The organism is Rhizobium sp. C4 (genome assembly GCF_021026315.1).
Lineage (GTDB): Bacteria > Pseudomonadota > Alphaproteobacteria > Rhizobiales > Rhizobiaceae > Ensifer_A.
Genome location: NZ_JAJNCX010000001.1, coordinates 641,110 through 659,042, shown reverse-complemented (window position 1 = coordinate 659,042; position 17,933 = coordinate 641,110). Strand labels below are relative to the sequence as shown.

Genomic DNA, 17,933 nt, shown 5'->3' with positions numbered 1-17,933 from the left:
TTTGGGAGCGCCCTGTAGTCGCAAAGTCAGCCGAACTGCCGCCTGTAGGCTGCAGGGCTGACGCCGAGCCGGGTGCGGAAGTGATGGCGGAGATTGGCAGCGCTGCCATAGCCCGCAAGCCGGGCAACCTCTTCCAGATCGCTCCGCGCCTCCGTTTCCAGCAGCCGTTGTGCTTCACGCAGCCGCGTCATGGCGATCCACTCGCCGGGCGAAACGCCGGTTGCCTCCTCGAAGCGGCGCTGGAAGCTTCGCAGGCTCATGCCCGCGCGCTCGGCCAGCATCGTCAGCGGCAGGTCGTTCGCGATGTTCTTTCGCATCCAGTCGAAGAGGGGGCTCAAGCGTTCCTTCTCGTGGTCGCGTGCCACGGGCCCTGGAATGAACTGCGCCTGCCCGCCCTCGCGATGTGGCGGCACGACCAGCCGCCGCGCCACGCTGTTGGCCGCCTCCGTGCCGAAGTCGCGGCGCACGACATGCAGGCAGAGATCGATCCCCGCCGCACTGCCGGCCGCCGTCAGAACCGTGCCATTGTCGACATAAAGCACCGACGGATCGAGCGCGATGTCCGGAAAGCGCGCCGCAATCGAGTCAGCATAACGCCAATGCGTCGTCGCCTTCAGTCCGCTGAGAAGTCCCGCCTGCGCCAGCACGGTGATTCCCGAGCAGAGCGACATGACGCGCGCCCCGCGCCGGTTTGCCGCCTGCAGGGCCTGTATCAGGGGCTCGGGAACACCCGCATCGATAGCCCGCCAGCCGGGAACCACAATGATATCCGCAGCCTCAAGATGACCGAGCCCACCATCGGCCGTCACCGTCAATCCGCCTGCAGCGCGCAAGGGACCGTCTTCGACCCCAACGACCTGATAGCGATACCATCCCGGCCCCATTTCGGGACGCGGCAGACCGAATACCTCGTAGGCCACGCCGAATTCGAAGGTGCAGAGCCCGTCATAGGCGAGCACGGCGACGAGGGGTCCATGGGGCGGTGAAACACGATCTGGCATGATTTTGACGGTAGTTGTCATTCACGCCAATTTCAAGCGGCACCTCTCCCCGGTAGTCTGGCGATGAACATGCAAGCAGATGAGGAAACCCAGCCATGCCGAGCCCAGTCGCCGAAATCCCCGCCGCCGCAAGCGCCGACGCCGAGCGGCATTTCGCTGCCAAGTTCACGTTCGAAGCCGATTGCTGGGACGTCCATGCCTCGCTGCAGGCTGGCGCGCTCGACTTCGTGCTCCTCGATGTCCGTTCGCCAGATCTCTATCGCAAGTCCCATGTGCCGGGCGCATTGAGCCTGCCGCACGGCAAGATGACCGCGAACCGCATGGGAGAATGGCCGGAAGGCACGCTCTTCGTCGTCTATTGCGCCGGCCCGCATTGCAACGGAGCAGATCGTGCAGCACTTCGTCTCGCGCGGCTCGGCCGTCCGGTCAAGATCATGATCGGCGGCATGACCGGCTGGGCGGACGAGGGCTTTGAATTTGCCACGGAATCGGACTGAAACGGCTTTTCAACGCCGCGCACTGCCGCTAGTTTCGCCCGCAACAGGGTGAAGCGTGGAGTATTGGACGTGTCCGAACGGCTGGTGATTGTTGGTGGTGGGCAGGCGGCATTCGCCTGCGCCGCGAAGCTCAGGGCACTGAATGACATGCGCCCGGTCACGATCATTTCCCGTGAAGATGCCTATCCCTATCAGCGGCCGCCGCTGTCGAAGAAATATCTGCTGGGCGAGATGTCGCTCGATCGGCTGATGTTCCGTCCGGTCGAATGGTATGCGGAGAACGCCGTCGACGTCCTGACCGGTGTGACGGCCCTTTCTCTGGATCGCGCGGCCAAGACGCTTGCGCTCTCGAATGGCGAAAGTCTCGACTATGGCCAGCTGGTCTTTGCGACCGGCTCCACCCCGCGCAACCTGCCTGATTCCCTGACGCAGGGCCTCGCCGGTATCTTCACCATCCGCTGCTTCGCCGATGCCGACCGGCTGCGGCCCTACATGGAAGCCGGCAAGCGGCTGCTCGTCGTGGGCGGCGGCTATATCGGTCTGGAGGCGGCCTCCGTTGCCCGCCATCTCGGCCTTGAGGTGACGGTCATCGAGGCGGCCGAGCGGATTCTCGCCCGCGTCGCGTCGCCGGCCACCGCTGACATTTTCCGCAACATCCATCAGGCCCATGGCGTCGACCTGCTGGAGGGCGTCGGCCTGACGGCGCTTTCGGGTGTAGCGGGCAGGGTGACCGGCGCGGAGTTGTCCGACGGTCGCCACCTGGATGTCGACCTCGTCATTGCGGGGATCGGCGCCTATGCCGAAGACGGCCTTGCCCGCGCGGCCGGCATCGCCTGCGGCAACGGCATTGCCGTCGATGAATTTGGCCGCACGTCCGATCCGGATGTCTATGCGATGGGCGACTGCGCCGAGCAGGACTGGAAGGGGCTGCGCATCCGGCTCGAGTCGGTGCAGAACGCCGTGGACCAGGCGGAAAACGTCGCCCTCAACCTCACCGGCGCACATCAACCCTACCGCCCGAAGCCCTGGTTCTGGTCGGATCAGTATGACGTCAAGCTGCAGATCGCCGGCTTCAATGTCGGTTACGACGAGACGCTCTCGCGCCCCGGCGCACGGGAAGGCGCGTCCTCGGTCTGGTATTTCGCCGCTCGCGAACTGATCGCCGTGGACGCCGTCAACGACGCCAAGGCCTATGTGGTCGGCAAGAAGCTTCTCGACAGCGGCAACCCTGCGCATGTGCGCGACGCCATCGCCGATCCGGCGACGGATCTCAAGTCTCTGACGTGACGAGGCGCTGAGGGGCATTGCGGCTGTTGCCCGCGGCCCCTCCCGCCTACATGCGGCAAGGCGATAAGGCCGGACGGGCCAGAGGCCGCTGCGAAGAAAGCTGAATTTTCGGGATTTGATAGTGGCGGAGAGGAAGGGATTCGAACCCTCGATACCCTTATGAGGTATACTCCCTTAGCAGGGGAGCGCCTTCGACCACTCGGCCACCTCTCCAACCACGACCGGGCTGATAAAGAAAAGCCTGCGTTGAATCAACAGCAAACTTCATCAAAAACTCTCGGCCGGGTTCCTGTGCACAGAAGATGACATCGGGAAACGATTCCATGGGCAAGGGAATCGTTCGCCTGCGAGTCGCGATCTGCCCCGTTGTCTGCGTCACCCAGGATTGCATCGGCTCAAAAATGTGCACCCAAAGGCGAGGCCGGTACGATGGCCGCGCAGCCCGCAAACCTGTGTCAAAACGGGAGCTGAGCGCAATTCCCGCCGGTCGCAAAGATTGATAAAACCTTAATTTTCGCCCTCCAAGCCTTTGTTCGAAAAGCGTTTTCATTAATTCAACGGTAACGAATTGCCGTTGCGTCTGCTCAATTCGTGTCTTTTCCGCAACATCGACTGATGAAGCGCGGGGAAACGATGCCCCGGAAAGCAGATGATGATTGCGCCGAGTAAACCGTTTTGTATTTTCAAATCCGGAAGCGAGGCGAAAGTCGCCGCTCTTCTTTGGTTTGGGATCGGGCAGGGAAACTGCTTGCAGTTAACTCGGTCCCAATTTGAACAATTGACTGGAGGTCAACAATGAACATCAAGAGCCTTCTTCTCGGCTCCGCAACTGCCTTCGCAGTTGTATCCGGCGCACAGGCCGCTGACGCAATCGTCGCCGCCGCTCCGGAACCCATGGAATACGTCAAGGTTTGCGACGCTTTCGGCACGGGCTACTTCTACATCCCCGGCACCGAAACCTGCCTGAAGATCTCGGGCGGCGTTCGTTACCAGCTGCAGTACAGCTCGATCGGTGGCGTATCGACCGCAAACCCGGCTTATCGTTGGTCGTCCTACAACGGTGACACGCGTCTCTTCCTCGATGCTGAAGCTAGGAACAGCACCGAAATCGGCACTGTCTATTCGTGGCTCGAAATCCGCGGCTCGGCTAACGGCACCTACTCGGCTCTCTTTAAGGCTGGTATCGATGCTGGTGCAGCTGGCTTTGAAGTCGGCTACGGCGATAGCTACTGGTCGCAGTGGACTGGCTTCGGCGGCTACGGCAACAACAACGGCGACTACGGTTATGTTGGCAGCTCCTACGCCGCATTCTACGGCAAGGCAGGCAATGTATCCTACTTTGCAAGCGTTGACGACTTCACCAACACGGCTGGCAAGACGGCTGGCCTGAACGGTGGTGTGAAGGCTACGTTCGGTACCGTTGGTGTCGGCGCTGCGATCAACTACGACATCGCTGCCAAGTCGTTTGGCGCCAAGGGTTTTGTTGAAGCTAAGTTTGACCCGATCACCCTCAAGGTTCAGGGCATCTATGCTTCCAACGCAAGCAACGCTTATGCTCCGGCCAAGGGCTTTACGCTCTACACGGCAGCTAAGGCTCAGCTGACTTCGAATCTGGCTGCCTATGCCCGCTACAGCTACGAATTCACGCCGAAGACCTACCAGGTTGCAGGTGGCGTTGAATGGAACGTTGCTAACGGCTTCATGGTCCGTCCTGAAGTTGGCTACACCAGCTCCAACAAGGCTGTGTTCGGCAACGTTCGCTTCCAGCGCAGCTTCTAATCCGCAAGGGTTTTTCTGTGGAGGTCTGGCTTGCCAGGCCTCCATTTCATATCCGGGATGGCGCAAAGCTGGCCGGCAAAAAGACGATCGCAGCACTTTGTATGCGTGCGGCACACTCTCCAGAACATTGACGAAGGCCGCCTAGCTGCGGATCGTTGATGTTACCTAACACTCTTTTGAATAGGGTCATTCAGATGAATATCAAGGGTCTCCTCCTCGGGACGGCTGCTGCTTTTGCGGTTGTTTCCGGCGCACAAGCTGCTGACGCGATTGTAGCGGCTGCTCCTGAGCCAATGGAATATGTCAAGGTCTGCGACGCATTCGGTACCGGCTATTTCTACATTCCCGGCACTGAAACTTGCCTTAAGATCGGCGGTCTCGTTCGTGGACAGCTGAACTACTCCAACGCTCCGCTCTTCGGCGCAGCAAGCGGCAATCCGGGCTACAAGTGGTCGTCCTACTCGAGCTCTCAGTACCGCCTGAACGTCAACGCAAAGAACGATTCTGAAGTTGGTACCGTCTACTCGTTCCTTCAGATTCGCGGTTATGCTGGCGTGCCTGCGGGCACCGGTATCAATGCTGGCAATGTTGCCTACTTCAATGCCGGTATCGATGGCGGCGCCTATGGCTTCGAAGTTGGTTACTACGACAACTACTGGACCCGCTTCTTCGGCTTCGGCGGCTTCACCGACAACGGTGGCTCCTATGCTGAAAACATCAATTCCTACGCGGCGTTCTACGGCAAGGTTGGCAACATCTCCTATACCGCCGGCGTTGACGATTTCACGAACGTTGCAGGCAAGACTGCTGGTCTGAACGCCGCCGTCAAGGGCACGTTTGACAACATTGAAGCGGCTCTCGGCGCTGATTACGACATCGCTGCCAAGTCCTACGGCATGAAGGGCTATGTCTCCGGCAAGTTCGATATCGTCAGCCTGAAGCTGATGGGCATCTATGCTGCCAAGGCTGGAAACGTTTATGCACCGGCGGCTGGCTTCACGCTGATCGCTGGCGGCAAGGTTGACATCACGCCGAAGCTCTTCGCGGCAGTTGACTACTCCTACTCCTTCAAGCCGAAGACCTGGAACGTCGTAGGCGATCTGGGCTGGAACGTTGCCAATGGCTTCGCGGTCCTGGTTGAAGGTGGCTACACCAGCACGAAGGTGTCTTCGGGCTTCCTTCGCTTCGAGCGTTCGTTCTAATCGAACGAGACTACCTAGGGGTCGCGCAAGCGGCCCCTAGTTGCATAAATGTTGCACCTGCTTCGTTTATTTTGTGACAGTTTTGCGTTGGAAGTTGGACAAGGTTGCAACGCCTATTCGAATAAGTTAATTCAATAACCATCAACCAACCTTAAGAGGGGATATCATGAAAATTAAGGGCCTTCTTCTCGGCTCCGCTGCGGCTCTCGCAGCTGTATCTGGCGCAAACGCAGCTGACGCAATCGTTGCCGCTGCTCCGGAACCGATGGAATACGTCAAAGTTTGCGACGCATTCGGCACCGGCTATTTTTATATCCCCGGCACCGAGACCTGCCTTAAGGTCGGTGGAATGGTCCGCTGGGATCTGACGTACGGTAATAATCCGGCGATTGGCACCACCAGCAATGCAGCATATAAGTGGACGAGCTCTGCCGCAGCTGGCAGCCAGTTCCGCTTGACTGTGGATGCGAAGAACAATTCCGAAATCGGTACCGTATATTCTTGGCTTCAGGTGCGTGGATTTGCTGCGACCCAGGCTACTGGCGGTAATCAGTACACTGCGTTCTTTTATGCCGGCATTGACGCTGGGTCGGTTGGTTTCGAGGTCGGTAACTACGAAACAGCTTGGGTTCGTTTCTTCAACTACGGCGGTCTGACGGATTGGGGCGGTCTCTATGACTACCGTGCTGCATCCTATGCTGCAGTTCAGGGCAAGGTTGGAAGCTTCTCATACCTGGCATCCGTCGATGACATGACCAACACCGCAGGCAAGACGGCTGGCCTGAATGCGGGCGTCAAGGGCACGTTTGGCAACTACGAAGGCGCACTCGGCTTCAACTACGACATCGCTGACAAGTCGTGGGGCGCTAAGGGTTATGTTTCTGCAACAATCGACCCGGTCCAGCTGAAGTTGCTCGGCATCTACACCAGCAAGACGACGAGCGCCTATGCTCCGACGACGCTTGCCGGCGCTGGCCTCGACGGCTTCGTTCTGACGGCTGCCGGCCGCGTCAACATCACGCCGAAGTTCTTCGCCGCTGTTGACTACTCCTATGCCTTCAAGCCGAAGTACTGGCTCGTTGTTGGCAACGTTGGTTACAACGTCGCAACGGGCTTCGACGTGCTTCTCGAAGCACGTTACGACAAGAACAAGTCTTCCGGCGGTTTCCTCCGCTTTGAGCGCAATTTCTAATCATAGAGACATGCGCGGGGCCTCCGTCGTCCCGCGCTGCCATCATCGGGCCGGGCGCTTTGCGCTTCGGCCCTTTGTTTTTTTCCGGGCCCCCGGAACGGTATGGGCGTCAGGAGAAGCCGGTCGGTTCGTGGATCGCCTCCTGCCAAGATGCTTGCCTTTGCGGCTGGCGGCCATTATCTCCAGATGCAGGCATCAGCGGGATCGGCTCATGAACAGCGGCTTCTTCAATCTTCATCGCCATGGCTTCGTCCGCGTCGCGGTGGCAACGCCGCCGGTAGCGCTGGCTGATCCTGCGGCCAATGCCCAGTCCGTGATCGCGATGGCCCGCGAAGCGGATGAACGTGGCGCCTCGCTTGTTCTTTTCCCCGAGCTTGGAATTTCGGCCTATTCGATCGATGACCTGCTGCAGCAGTCGGCCCTCCAGCGCGCTGTGCACGAGGCACTGGCTGCGATCGCCGAGGCGAGTCGCAGTTTCGGCTGTGTCGTCTTCGTCGGCGCGCCGCTCAATGCCGGCGGCAGGCTCTACAATACGGCTGTCGCCATCCAGGGCGGGCGCTTCCTCGCCGCCTATCCAAAGTCCTACCTTCCAAACTACCGGGAGTTCTACGAGAAGCGCCACTTTGCCTCCGGCAGCGGCGCAGTGCCGGCGGACATCCGTATTGCCGGAGAATCCGTGCCTTTCGGGACGGACATCCTCATCGAGGCGGAAGACGTGGCTGGCTTTGTCCTTCACGCCGAGATCTGCGAGGATGTCTGGACGCCGGTGCCGCCCAGCACCTATGCCGCCATGGCCGGCGCCACGGTGCTCGTCAATCTGTCAGCCAGCAACATCACGATCGGCAAGGCGGAGGAGCGTCATGCGCTCTGCCGCGTTCAGTCGTCACGCTGTCTTGCTGCCTATCTCTATTCCGCCGCCGGTGCCGGCGAGTCGACTACCGACCTCGCTTGGGACGGGCAGGGCGCGATCTATGAATGCGGCCGCCTGCTTGCCGAGGCCGAGCGCTTCGCGCCCAACGCGCAGACGATCTTCGCCGATATCGATCTCGGCCTCATCGAAACGGAGCGGCAGCGGCAGGTGACGTTCGGTGACTGCACGGACCAGACGATGAAGGCGCGTTCCTTCCGCAAGGTGACCTTCCGGCAGCAGCCCGATACGAAAAGCGATCTGGGGCTCATGCGCGCCGTGCCACGCTTCCCTTACGTACCCGACGATGCCGCGCGTCTGGCCGAGCATTGCTACGAGGCCTACAACATTCAGTCCCATGGTCTCGTCCAGCGGCTGAAGGCTTCGGGGGTCAAGAAGGTCGTCATCGGGGTCTCCGGCGGGCTCGATTCGACCCAGGCTCTGTTGGTCGCCGCCCATGCCTTCGACAGGCTCGGCCTGCCGCGCACCAACATCCTCGCCTACACGCTGCCCTCCTTCGCCACGAGCGCGAAGACGAAGGAAAGTGCCTGGGCGCTGATGCGGGCACTTGGGGTGACGGCGGAGGAGATCGATCTCACCGATGCCAGCATGGCGATGCTGCTCGATATCGGCCACCCCTATGCCAAGGGCGAGAAGGTCTATGACATCACGTTCGAGAACGTGCAGGCCGGCGCGCGCACCTCGGTGCTCTTCCGCCTTGCCAACATGCATGGCGGCATCGTGCTCGGCACCGGCGATCTCTCCGAGCTTGGCCTTGGCTGGTGCACCTATGGCGTTGGCGATCACATGTCGCATTACAACGTGAATGCCTCGGTGTCGAAGACGCTCATCCAGCATCTGATTCGCTGGGTCGCCGATACCGGCACATTCGGGGAAGAGGCGAGGGCGGTTCTGCACGCGATCCTTGCTACCGAGATCTCGCCGGAACTGGTTCCGGGCGACGACAACAAGGGCGAGCCGGCGCAGAAGACCGAGGATTTCGTCGGTCCCTATGCGCTTCAGGACTTCAACCTCTATTTCACCACGCGCTACGGCTTCGCGCCGTCCAAGATCGCGTTCATGGCGCATCACGCCTGGTGCGATGTGTCGAAGGGCGTCTGGCCGCCGATGACGCCGGACAACAAGCGTGTCGGCTACGATCTTGAGACGATTGCGAAATGGCTGCGTGTCTTCCTGCGCCGCTTTTTTGCGACCAGCCAGTTCAAGCGCTCGGCCGTGCCGAACGGGCCGAAGGTGTCGTCCGGCGGGTCGCTCTCGCCGCGCGGCGACTGGCGTGCGCCGTCTGACGGCAACGCCAATGCCTGGCTGGCGGAGCTCGAAGCAAATCTGCCGCCCGCCGTGTCTCAGACGCGGGCGTAGATATCCTCGATGCGCTGGATGTCGTCTTCGGCGATATAGCTGCCGGTGCGCACCTCGATGAGCTCCAGCGGCACCTTGCCTTCGTTGGCGATGCGGTGGACCACGCCGACCGGCACATAGACCGACTCGTTTTCCGTCACCAGCCGCGTGTGATCGCCGATGGTGATCGTCGCGGTACCACTGACGACAACCCAGTGCTCGGCGCGATGCATGTGCTTCTGCAGCGACAGCACCCCGCCGCAATCCACGGTGATATGCTTGACCGCATAGCGCGCGCCATCCACGACGCTGTCGACCGTGCCCCAGGGGCGATGGCTGAGACGATGCCCATCGGCCTGCGGGATCGAGCGGCTCTTCATCTCGTCGACCAGCTTCTTGACGTCCTGTACCTTGTTTTTCGGCACGACCATGACCGCGTCGCGCGTCGACACCGCGATCAGGTCCTCGACACCCACCAGCGTCGTGTAGATGCCTTCCGAATGGATAAGGCAGCCCGAGGAGTTCAGTGCCAGACCCTCGCCATAGACGACGTTGCCGCTCTCGTCGTGGTCGAGCACTTCCCAGATCGCATCCCAGGAGCCGACATCCGACCAGCGGAAATGCCCGGTGACAACCGCCATTTCCCTGGTCTTCTCGATCACTGCATAGTCGATCGAGTTCTTCGGTGAACGCTCGAAGCTTTCCTGGTCGAGCCGCACGAAGCCGAGGTCGTGGCTGGCCTTCTCGACCGAGGCTTCCGCGGCATCCAGGATCTCGGGCGCATATTTGCGGAACTCGGCGATCATCACGTCGGAGCGGAAAAGGAAGTTGCCGGAATTCCAGAGATAGCCCTTGCGCAGGTAGTCGAGCGCGGTTTCGGCATTCGGCTTTTCGACAAAGGCGTCGACCAGCGCGAGATCCGCATTTCCATTGATGGCCACACCGGGTCGAATATAGCCGTAGCTTGTGCGCGGCTCGGTCGGCTTCAGGCCGAAGACGACGATCTTGCCGTCGCGGGCAGCGGTCGCACCCAGCGTCACCGATTGTGTGAAGAGGTCTTCGTCCAGCACCATGTGGTCGGCGGCAAGCGCCAGCACCAGCGAACCGGCGGCGCGGCGTTCGGCCATGACGGCCGCTACGGCGACCGCTGCGGCACTGTCGCGGCGTGCGGGCTCCAGGACGACTGTTGCGGGATGGCCCGCGGCTTCCGCCTGACGACGCGAGAAGAAGCGGAAGGCGTCATTGGTGATGACGATCGGCGCATCATAGACCTTCGGGTCACCGACGCGGCGCAGGGTTTCCTGATAGCTGGAGAATTCCCCGGTCAGCGGCTGGAACTGCTTCGGCAGATCATCGCGCGATACCGGCCAGAGCCGCGAGCCCGCGCCACCGGCAAGAAGGATGGGGATGATCTTCTGCGAATTCATCAAACTCTGTCTCCACTTTGTCGTCGGGCTTGCGCAGGCATCGTGCCGGCATCGACAGGACTTCGCCTGCCATATCACCAACGCAACCGCGTCCGCCCCATATCGCAGTGCAACGTACAGGACAGGCCGCGTCCAGAAAACCCGATGCTGTGAGAAACCTTGCCGCTTGGTTTATGGCGCCCGATCAAGGAACGCCTTGATCGCGGCCGGTGTTCCGTCGAGATGAAGCAAAGGTGCATGGCCCTGATCGTGGACCAGAAGCACGTCCATCTCGGGGTTGCGCTCTTTCATCCGGTTCAGGATTTCAGGCGTCAGAAGAACCGAATTTTCGCCCCGGATCGTCATCAGCGGATGGGCGCGGAAAAGATCGAACTGTTCCCAGAGCTCGGGCAGCGGCTGGCTGAGATCGACGGCCGCCATGCCCGCGGCAATCGCCGGATCATGGTCGGGTTCATATCGCCCCTCCGTCTCCCGGAGCGTCGCATCGGCAAATTCCAGCCAATCGGTATCCGTGAGTTTCGGAAAGGCGGGGCCATGCACGCGTTTCAGCGCGTCCGCCGCCTCCGCAAGGCTGGCATAGCTCGGCCGGCGCCCGAGGTAGGACTGGATATGCCGCAAGCCCTCCATGCCGATCGCCGGGCCGACATCGTTGAGGATGGCCGGTCCGAGAAGCTGCGGCTGAACGGCGACCAGCACATGCAGGATCAGACCGCCGCGCGAAGTGCCGATGAAGGCGGCGCGACTGATCCCGAGTGCTGTCAGCACGGCGATCACATCGCCGGCCTCATGCGGCACGGTGTAACGCGACGGGTCGCCATCCCTGTCCGAACCGCCGCGTCCGCGCGTGTCGATGGTGATCACCCGGCGCGGCGCATCCGTGTCGGTGGAAAGCGCGACCGCCAGGGGATGAAAGTCCCGGCTGTTGCGCGTCAGCCCTGCAAGGCAGACCACTGGCAGCCGCCCGCCTGCACCGGGTGCGTTGCTGCCATAGTCCCGCGCATAAAGCGTCAGCCCGTCGGGTGAGGGGATATGGTGCTCGAGATATGGCGCGGTCATGGTTGGTTTCCTCCCTGCAGGCCTTTTTCGGCACGTTAGATCATCTCAAGACGTAAGGGAACCAAGCGCCCAATAACGGTGAACATTGCAAAACTGTAGCTTATGAGATACAAATTGTTATGGTCGAGATCAGGGAAACCAAGGAATATGCGGATTGGTTTGCCCGGTTGAAAGATGATCGGGCGAAGGCCCGGATCGATATCCGGCTGCGGCGGGTGTCCTTGGGCAATTTTGGAGACGTCAAATCCGTGGGCGGCGGTGTCAGTGAGATCCGCGTCGACTATGGCCCCGGATACCGGGTGTATTTCACCCAGAGGGGCCGCGTTCTCGTGGTTCTGCTGTGCGGCGGTGACAAGGGCAGCCAGCGGGCCGATATCGCTAGGGCCCAGGAGATGGCAAGCCAAATCGACTGAGCATCATCGGTGAGCAGTGACCCAAGCCGTTTGGCGTAGGTTTGAAAGCAAGAAGTTCGGAGCCCGGATCCGTTTCAGGTGGATCGAACGGTGTTCTGGTTGCGGAGACATTCATGACGGTGATCGAAACAAAAATCTGGGATCCGGCAGAGCATCTGGATAGCGAGGAGAAGATCGCGCTCTATCTCGATGCGGCCTTCGAGGATGGCGATGCGGCCGTCATTGCCGCAGCGCTGGGCGACGTCTCGCGGGCCAAGGGAATGAGCCAGGTCGCCCGTGATGCTGGTGTTTCGCGCGAAAATCTCTATCGCGCGCTGTCTGCGGAGGGCCACCCGGAATTCGCGACGGTGATGAAGGTCATCAAGGCGCTGGGTTACGATCTGGCCATCCGCCAGCGTCCCGCGGAAGTCTAGCGCCTCACCCGCCCGCCGTCAGGTCCGCCTTGATGTTTGCGCCGAGCCCCAGCTGCAGCTGGTAGGCCTCGAAGTTTTCCATGACGCGCATCACATAGTCGCGTGTTTCAGGGTAGGGGATGGATTCGATCCAGTTGAGGACGAATTCGAGGTCCTTGCCGCGCGGGTCGCCGAAGCGGGCGAGCCATTCGCGCACCTTGCCCGGCCCGGCATTGTAGGCCGCGAAGGTCAGCACGTAGGATCCTGCCTGCCGCTTGATCTGGTTGTCCAGATATTGCGTGCCGAGAATGGCATTGTAGGCCGTATCCGCGGTCAGCTTCTCCGGCGCGTAGGCCAGCCCCAGCTGCGAGGCCATGTCCTTGGCCGTGCCGGGCAGGATCTGCATCAGGCCGACCGCGCGCGCCGCAGAAACCGCCTTCGCATTGAACCCGCTCTCCTGCCGGGCGATCGCATAGGCCAGCGCCAGCTGTCTTCCCGAAAGGCCAGCCGTGTCGGGGATGGCGCCCAGCGGATAGGCAAGCGCTGCATCGTCACCGCCCTTGGCATAGGCCTTCTTGCCGATGTCGAGCGCCAGCGCGCTGTCTTGGTCGCGCTTCGCCTTCTCAGCCAGGATCGTCAGCACGTCCGGATCGTCGATCTGGTCGGCAAGGCCGCGATAGAGCCGCTTGGCCGCCACCGGATAGTTTTCCTTCTGCAGGAGGTCGATTGCCCGCACGCTCTCCTGACCGGCAAAGAGAAGCCGGTCCGACGGCGTCGGCTGGCTCTTGGCGCTCTCTGTCACCGCTCCCGGTCCGGAAAGTTCGGTGGCGGCGACCAGCCCATAGAACGAGTGGTCATAGTCGGCGGCGTCCGCGAAATAGGTCTTGCCATCGCCGCCGGCCGCCTTCTCGGCGCGGCCGAGCCAGTAGAGGGCGCGCGACGCGGTCTGTGGCGTGGTTGCGCCCTCGAGCAGCTTCTCGAAATGCACCTTGGCGAGCTTGCCGTCCTTCAGCCCGACAAGTGCATACCAGCCGGCATGAAACTCGGCGTCGGCCACGGCGGCAGGCGAGGCGGCGACATGCCCGGCGGCAAGATCGAAGGCCGCCTTGAACTTGCTCTCCTCGAACAGGCCACGGCTGACGATGCGCTGCTCATGCCACCATTCGTCCGAATTGACGCGATCGGACGCCGCCGCGGGCAGGTTCTGCAGAAGCGCTGCCGCGCCGTCGAAGTCGTTCTTCTGTTCTTTCTGCAGGATATTGGCAAAGAGCAGCGCGCTGTCGCCCTTGAAGCCCGTCTCGGCCGCCTTCAGGAGCTGCGGCGCCTTCGGGCTCTGCTTCATGACGGCGGTCCAGGCGTCGTAAAGCGGCTGCGCGTTGCCAAGCTTGGCAAAGCGGGCGGCCTGTTTCACGCGGTCGCGATACAGCAGATAGTCCATGCGCGCCCGGTGATCGGCCGGGGTCAGCATGTCGGGGAAGCGGTTCAGAACCTCGCCTTCCAGCCAGGTGTTCAGCGCGTTCGTGGCCCAGAGCCCGGCAATGATCCCCTTTGCCCGGTCGGCCTCGCCGACAGTCTTCAGCGCCCGGGCATAGAGCAGGCTTCCCTCCGGCGTCTGCGGTGCACGCAGCCGGAAGGCGGCAAAGATCGCGTCGTCGCTGGGCCGCTCGCGATAGAGCGCGCGCTCGTAGTGACGGTCGAGGTCGGCCAGGCCCGGCCAGCCGTTCAGCTCTTCGCGCGCCGAGAGATATTCCGCGCTCGAAATGCCGGAAAGGCCCGAGGTGACGATCGCATAGGTCAGCGCCTTGCGCTCGATCCCGTCGCGCGGCACGAGATCGTCGCGGGCGTTGAGGGCTGCCTGCACGTCGTTGCGCTTCAGCGCCTCGATTCCGGTGGCGAAGGCGCCCTGCGATGCGGCAATGATCGCCTTCTGCGGCGTCTTGTCGGAGAGCGTGCCCGCATCCTTGCCCGCGCCGACCAGCGCCGGCGTCGCCACGCTGTAGAGCAGCACGGGACCCATCGCCTCCCACCCGGCAATGGGTGCGAGGACGGCCAGGACTATGGCGATGGGTGCGGTCACTTTCGTCATGGGTCTCGATGGGTGTTCCATCATTATATAGGGATGGCACGTTGCATAAAGCTTGTCCCGGTTACGATTTTCGTTCTTCCAAGGCGTCACAAACTCCTCTAAGAAACGCGATCGGGAACAAGGTCTGAAGCTCGAAGCAGAAGGCGCCTGACCAAGAAGAATAATCAGGAATGCGGCTAAAGCTTGTGTGGCCGCTCAGTGAGGTAAGCATCACATGTTCAAGGGATCAATGCCCGCGCTCGTCACCCCGTTCACGCCCGACGGGAAGATCGACGAAAAAGCCTTTGCTGAACATGTGGACTGGCAGATCAAGGAAGGCTCCAGCGCGCTCGTGCCCGTCGGCACGACCGGCGAGTCGCCGACCCTTTCCCATGCCGAACACAAGCGCGTCGTCGAGCTCTGCATCGAGGTGGCCGCCAAGCGCGTGCCGATCATTGCCGGTGCCGGCTCCAACAACACGGTCGAGGCGATCGATCTCGCGCGTCATGCCGAAAAGGCCGGCGCCGACGCCGTGCTTGTCGTAACACCCTATTACAACAAGCCGACGCAGAAGGGCCTGATCGCGCATTATTCGGCGATTGCCGAAGCGATCACCCTGCCGATCATCATCTACAACATTCCCGGCCGCTCGGTCATCGACATGAGCGTGGACACCATGGCGGCACTCGCCAGGGCCCACAAGAACATTGTCGGCGTCAAGGATGCCACCGGCAAGATCGAGCGCGTCTCCGAACAGCGCATGGCCTGCGGCAGGGATTTCATCCAGCTGTCGGGTGAAGACGCGACCGCACTCGGCTTCAACGCACATGGCGGCGTTGGCTGCATTTCGGTGACGGCCAACGTTGCGCCGCGCCTCTGCGCCGAGTTCCAGGCCCTGACGCTGAAGGGCGATTATGCCGCAGCGCTCGAATATCAGGACCGTCTCATGCCGCTTCACAAGGCCATCTTCCTTGAACCCGGCGTCGCAGGCTCTAAATATGCACTGTCGCGTCTCGGTCGCATGGGTGAAACGGTTCGCTCTCCGCTGGTCGGGATCGAACCGTCAACCAAGGCAGCGCTGGACGCCGCCCTGAAACATGCAGGATTGTTGAACTGATGGCACCCAAGGGTAGCGAACGCGTAGTGAAGAAGGTCGTTGCGGAAAACCGCAAGGCCCGCTTCAACTATGAGATTCTCGATACCTATGAAGCCGGCCTCGTGCTCACGGGGACGGAGGTCAAGTCGTTGCGTGATGGCAAGGCCAACATCGCCGAATCCTACGCCTCCGACGAGGACGGCGAAATCTGGCTCATCAATTCCTATCTGCCGGAATATCTGCAGGGCAACCGCTTCAACCACGACACCCGCCGCCGTCGCAAGCTGCTGCTGTCAAAGCGCGAAATCCATCGCCTGCGCATCGGCGTCAACCGCGAAGGCATGACGCTCGTTCCGTTGAAGATCTACTTCAACGAAAAGGGCAGGGCGAAGATGGAGCTGGCGCTGGCCAAGGGCAAGAAGCTGCACGACAAGCGCGAGACCGAGAAAGAGCGCGACTGGAACCGCCAGAAGGGCCGCCTGCTCAAGGATCGCGGCTGATCCGCGCCGGCCGCAAGCCCGGTCAGTGGCGGCATTGCCAGCCTCAGGGCTGCTCTTTTCAGAACTGCTTGTAGAATTGCGAGTGAACCGGCGCGTTGTCATGCTCGGGCGCCTGGTCCGGGAGACCCGTGTGCGATTTCATGACATCGCGCAGCGCCCGAAGGCGCCGGATTTCGGCGTCTTCCCTGCGGCGGTTGCGCGGTTCGGGGAAATGACGCGATGCTTCGCCCGCAAGCAGCATGTCAACATTCGTCACGTCCGTGGAAATGTCGAACTGTTCCACCGTCTGCTTCAGCAGCTCGGGGAGGGGCGGGTGATAGGATTTGGCGTCTGACATGGGCTTAACCGGAGCGATCTTGATCACCTGAGCTTGGCAGATCGATCTTGCGAAACTGCCAAGTCTCAAGGTTAAGAAACCGTAGCCTTAGGTTTCGATCTCTTCGGCTACCGGCTCGTGAACACGGGCCTGCCGTTCGGAGGGATCACGTCCGACTTCAGCCTTCAGGGAGTTAAGATCGATGAAATGGTCTGCCTGGCGGCGCAGGTCGTCGGCAATCATCGGCGGCTGCGTGGCCATCGTGGAGACGACCGAGACCTTGCGGCCGCGGCGCTGCAGCGCTTCAACCAGTGTCGTGAAGTCGCCGTCGCCGGAGAAGATGACGAGATGGTCGACGGTTTCGCACTGTTCCATCGCGTCGATGGCCAGCTCGATATCCATGTTGCCCTTGATCTTCCGGCGGCCGAGCGAATCAGTGAATTCCTTCGCCGGCTTCGTCACCACGCGGTAGCCGTTGTAATCGAGCCAGTCGATCAAAGGCCGGATCGAGGAATATTCCTGATCCTCGATCAGCGCGGTGTAGTAATAGGCGCGCAGCAGATAACCGCGCTTCTGGAAGGCCTTTAATAGCTTGCGATAGTCGACATCGAACCCCAGCGATTTCGACGCGGCGTAAAGGTTTGCGCCGTCAATGAAAAGTGCAATTTTTTCTCTGGGGTCGAACATTGATCCATCCCTGCTAGATGTCATTTTTTTAGTAACGGCTAAAGTTGTACCGGCTCTCCGTCAACAGGCCATTTCGGTTTCTCACCCTTATTATCTGGTGGTGTATCAGGGAACAAGCAACCGCATATCCATAGATTTACCAATGAATTGCAACCAAAATAGGCTATAATTGAACCAATGCCTTCTCAAGGCGCCAGACCGGGAGGCGGGTCGCCGTCAGGAAAAACTTGAATTAGACCGGCTTTGCCTGTATCGAGGCCGCAATCCCGTACGGAAACGAATTCACGAAGGACAGGCAATGGCCCGCGTCACAGTAGAAGATTGCATTGATAAAGTCGACAACCGGTTCGAGCTTGTTCTGCTCGCCAGCCATCGCGCTCGCCAGATCTCCCAGGGCGCCGGCATCACGATCGACCGCGACAACGACAAGAACCCGGTGGTAGCGCTGCGCGAAATCGCTGACGAAACGCTGTCTCCGGAAGACCTCAAGGAAGACCTCATCCATTCGCTGCAGAAGCATGTCGAAGTGGACGAGCCCGAGCCCGATCCGGCTTCGCTGGCTGGTGCTTCGGCTGCCGGCAACGATCTGGAAGAGGAAGACCTGCCGGATACGCTGACCTTCGACCGCATGTCGGAAGAAGAACTGCTGGCCGGCATCGAAGGTCTTGTGCCGCCGGAAAAAAGCGACGATTATTGATTTTGCCACATTTTCGTCGCTGACAGGTCTATGACTGCCATGCGACATTTGGATGCGCCG

At 61.0% G+C, this 17,933-nt stretch carries 17 protein-coding genes and 1 tRNA gene; 11 read left to right on the top strand and 7 right to left on the bottom strand.

Annotated elements, in window-relative coordinates:
* Positions 1-26: 26 nt before the first annotated feature.
* The gene (gene ftrA, locus LQK84_RS03305) at positions 27-1,022 is read right to left on the bottom strand and encodes a transcriptional regulator FtrA (RefSeq protein WP_230827190.1); all 996 of its coding nucleotides are present in this window, start codon (positions 1,020-1,022) and stop codon (positions 27-29) included.
* Positions 1,023-1,096: 74 nt separating this feature from the next.
* Here ftrA and LQK84_RS03300 point away from each other — a divergent pair, with 74 nt between their 5' ends.
* Both LQK84_RS03300 and LQK84_RS03295 read left to right on the top strand, forming a co-directional pair.
* Positions 1,097-1,498 (top strand): rhodanese-like domain-containing protein, encoded by a 402-nt coding sequence (locus LQK84_RS03300; RefSeq protein WP_230827189.1) that lies wholly within the window; start codon positions 1,097-1,099, stop codon positions 1,496-1,498.
* A 69-nt stretch (positions 1,499-1,567) separates the two neighbouring features.
* A complete protein-coding gene (locus LQK84_RS03295) occupies positions 1,568-2,785 on the top strand; it encodes an NAD(P)/FAD-dependent oxidoreductase (RefSeq protein WP_230827188.1) in 1,218 nt (405 codons plus the stop codon).
* A 122-nt stretch (positions 2,786-2,907) separates the two neighbouring features.
* On the opposite strand, the gene LQK84_RS03290 is transcribed toward LQK84_RS03295, so the two are convergent.
* Positions 2,908-2,998: transfer RNA gene (locus tag LQK84_RS03290), tRNA-Ser, on the bottom strand.
* A 582-nt stretch (positions 2,999-3,580) separates the two neighbouring features.
* On the opposite strand from LQK84_RS03290, the gene LQK84_RS03285 reads away from it, so the two are divergent.
* The 4 genes from LQK84_RS03285 (at position 3,581) to LQK84_RS03270 (ending at position 9,245) form a co-directional block, all read left to right on the top strand.
* Positions 3,581-4,564, top strand: a complete 984-nt coding sequence (locus tag LQK84_RS03285; protein ID WP_230827187.1) for a porin — start codon at positions 3,581-3,583, stop codon at positions 4,562-4,564.
* A 194-nt stretch (positions 4,565-4,758) separates the two neighbouring features.
* Positions 4,759-5,766, top strand: coding sequence for a porin (locus LQK84_RS03280; protein ID WP_230827186.1), 1,008 nt, complete (start codon positions 4,759-4,761; stop codon positions 5,764-5,766).
* A 166-nt stretch (positions 5,767-5,932) separates the two neighbouring features.
* Positions 5,933-6,958: a porin gene (locus tag LQK84_RS03275; protein ID WP_230827185.1), complete on the top strand. Its 1,026-nt coding sequence runs from the start codon at positions 5,933-5,935 to the stop codon at positions 6,956-6,958.
* A 211-nt stretch (positions 6,959-7,169) separates the two neighbouring features.
* Complete coding sequence (locus LQK84_RS03270; protein WP_230827184.1) at positions 7,170-9,245, top strand: NAD(+) synthase; 2,076 nt, start codon at positions 7,170-7,172, stop codon at positions 9,243-9,245.
* Here LQK84_RS03270 and LQK84_RS03265 read toward each other — a convergent pair.
* Both LQK84_RS03265 and LQK84_RS03260 read right to left on the bottom strand, forming a co-directional pair.
* Positions 9,230-10,651, bottom strand: a complete 1,422-nt coding sequence (locus LQK84_RS03265) for a mannose-1-phosphate guanylyltransferase/mannose-6-phosphate isomerase (protein WP_230827183.1) — start codon at positions 10,649-10,651, stop codon at positions 9,230-9,232. The genes LQK84_RS03270 and LQK84_RS03265 overlap by 16 nt on opposite strands.
* Before the next feature lie 171 nt (positions 10,652-10,822).
* Positions 10,823-11,707 carry an alpha/beta fold hydrolase gene (locus tag LQK84_RS03260; RefSeq protein WP_230827182.1) on the bottom strand — a complete coding sequence of 295 codons (885 nt, stop codon included), beginning with the start codon at positions 11,705-11,707 and terminating at the stop codon, positions 10,823-10,825.
* Between the two features lie 119 nt (positions 11,708-11,826).
* On the opposite strand from LQK84_RS03260, the gene LQK84_RS03255 reads away from it, so the two are divergent.
* On the top strand, positions 11,827-12,120 hold the full coding sequence (locus LQK84_RS03255; protein WP_230827181.1) for a type II toxin-antitoxin system RelE/ParE family toxin: 294 nt from the start codon (positions 11,827-11,829) through the stop codon (positions 12,118-12,120).
* A gap of 113 nt (positions 12,121-12,233) precedes the next feature.
* The gene (locus LQK84_RS03250; RefSeq protein WP_230827180.1) at positions 12,234-12,533 is read left to right on the top strand and encodes an addiction module antidote protein; all 300 of its coding nucleotides are present in this window, start codon (positions 12,234-12,236) and stop codon (positions 12,531-12,533) included.
* A gap of 4 nt (positions 12,534-12,537) precedes the next feature.
* Here the strand turns inward: LQK84_RS03250 and LQK84_RS03245 are convergent, their stop codons facing one another.
* Positions 12,538-14,598 (bottom strand): lytic transglycosylase domain-containing protein, encoded by a 2,061-nt coding sequence (locus LQK84_RS03245; RefSeq protein WP_230827179.1) that lies wholly within the window; start codon positions 14,596-14,598, stop codon positions 12,538-12,540.
* 214 nt (positions 14,599-14,812) lie between these two features.
* Between LQK84_RS03245 and dapA the strand changes: the two genes are divergently transcribed.
* Positions 14,813-15,694, top strand: a complete 882-nt coding sequence (gene dapA / locus LQK84_RS03240; RefSeq protein ID WP_230827178.1) for a 4-hydroxy-tetrahydrodipicolinate synthase — start codon at positions 14,813-14,815, stop codon at positions 15,692-15,694.
* The gene (gene smpB / locus LQK84_RS03235) at positions 15,694-16,173 is read left to right on the top strand and encodes an SsrA-binding protein SmpB (protein WP_230827177.1); all 480 of its coding nucleotides are present in this window, start codon (positions 15,694-15,696) and stop codon (positions 16,171-16,173) included. The genes dapA and smpB overlap by 1 nt, the downstream gene beginning before the upstream one ends.
* 58 nt (positions 16,174-16,231) lie before the next feature.
* On the opposite strand, the gene LQK84_RS03230 is transcribed toward smpB, so the two are convergent.
* A complete protein-coding gene (locus tag LQK84_RS03230) occupies positions 16,232-16,510 on the bottom strand; it encodes a hypothetical protein (RefSeq protein ID WP_230827176.1) in 279 nt (92 codons plus the stop codon).
* Positions 16,511-16,597: 87 nt separating this feature from the next.
* Positions 16,598-17,176 carry a LabA-like NYN domain-containing protein gene (locus LQK84_RS03225; RefSeq protein ID WP_230827175.1) on the bottom strand — a complete coding sequence of 193 codons (579 nt, stop codon included), beginning with the start codon at positions 17,174-17,176 and terminating at the stop codon, positions 16,598-16,600.
* 298 nt (positions 17,177-17,474) lie between these two features.
* Here LQK84_RS03225 and rpoZ point away from each other — a divergent pair, with 298 nt between their 5' ends.
* A complete protein-coding gene (gene rpoZ, locus LQK84_RS03220) occupies positions 17,475-17,873 on the top strand; it encodes a DNA-directed RNA polymerase subunit omega (protein WP_230827174.1) in 399 nt (132 codons plus the stop codon).
* The last annotated feature ends 60 nt before the right edge of the window (positions 17,874-17,933 follow it).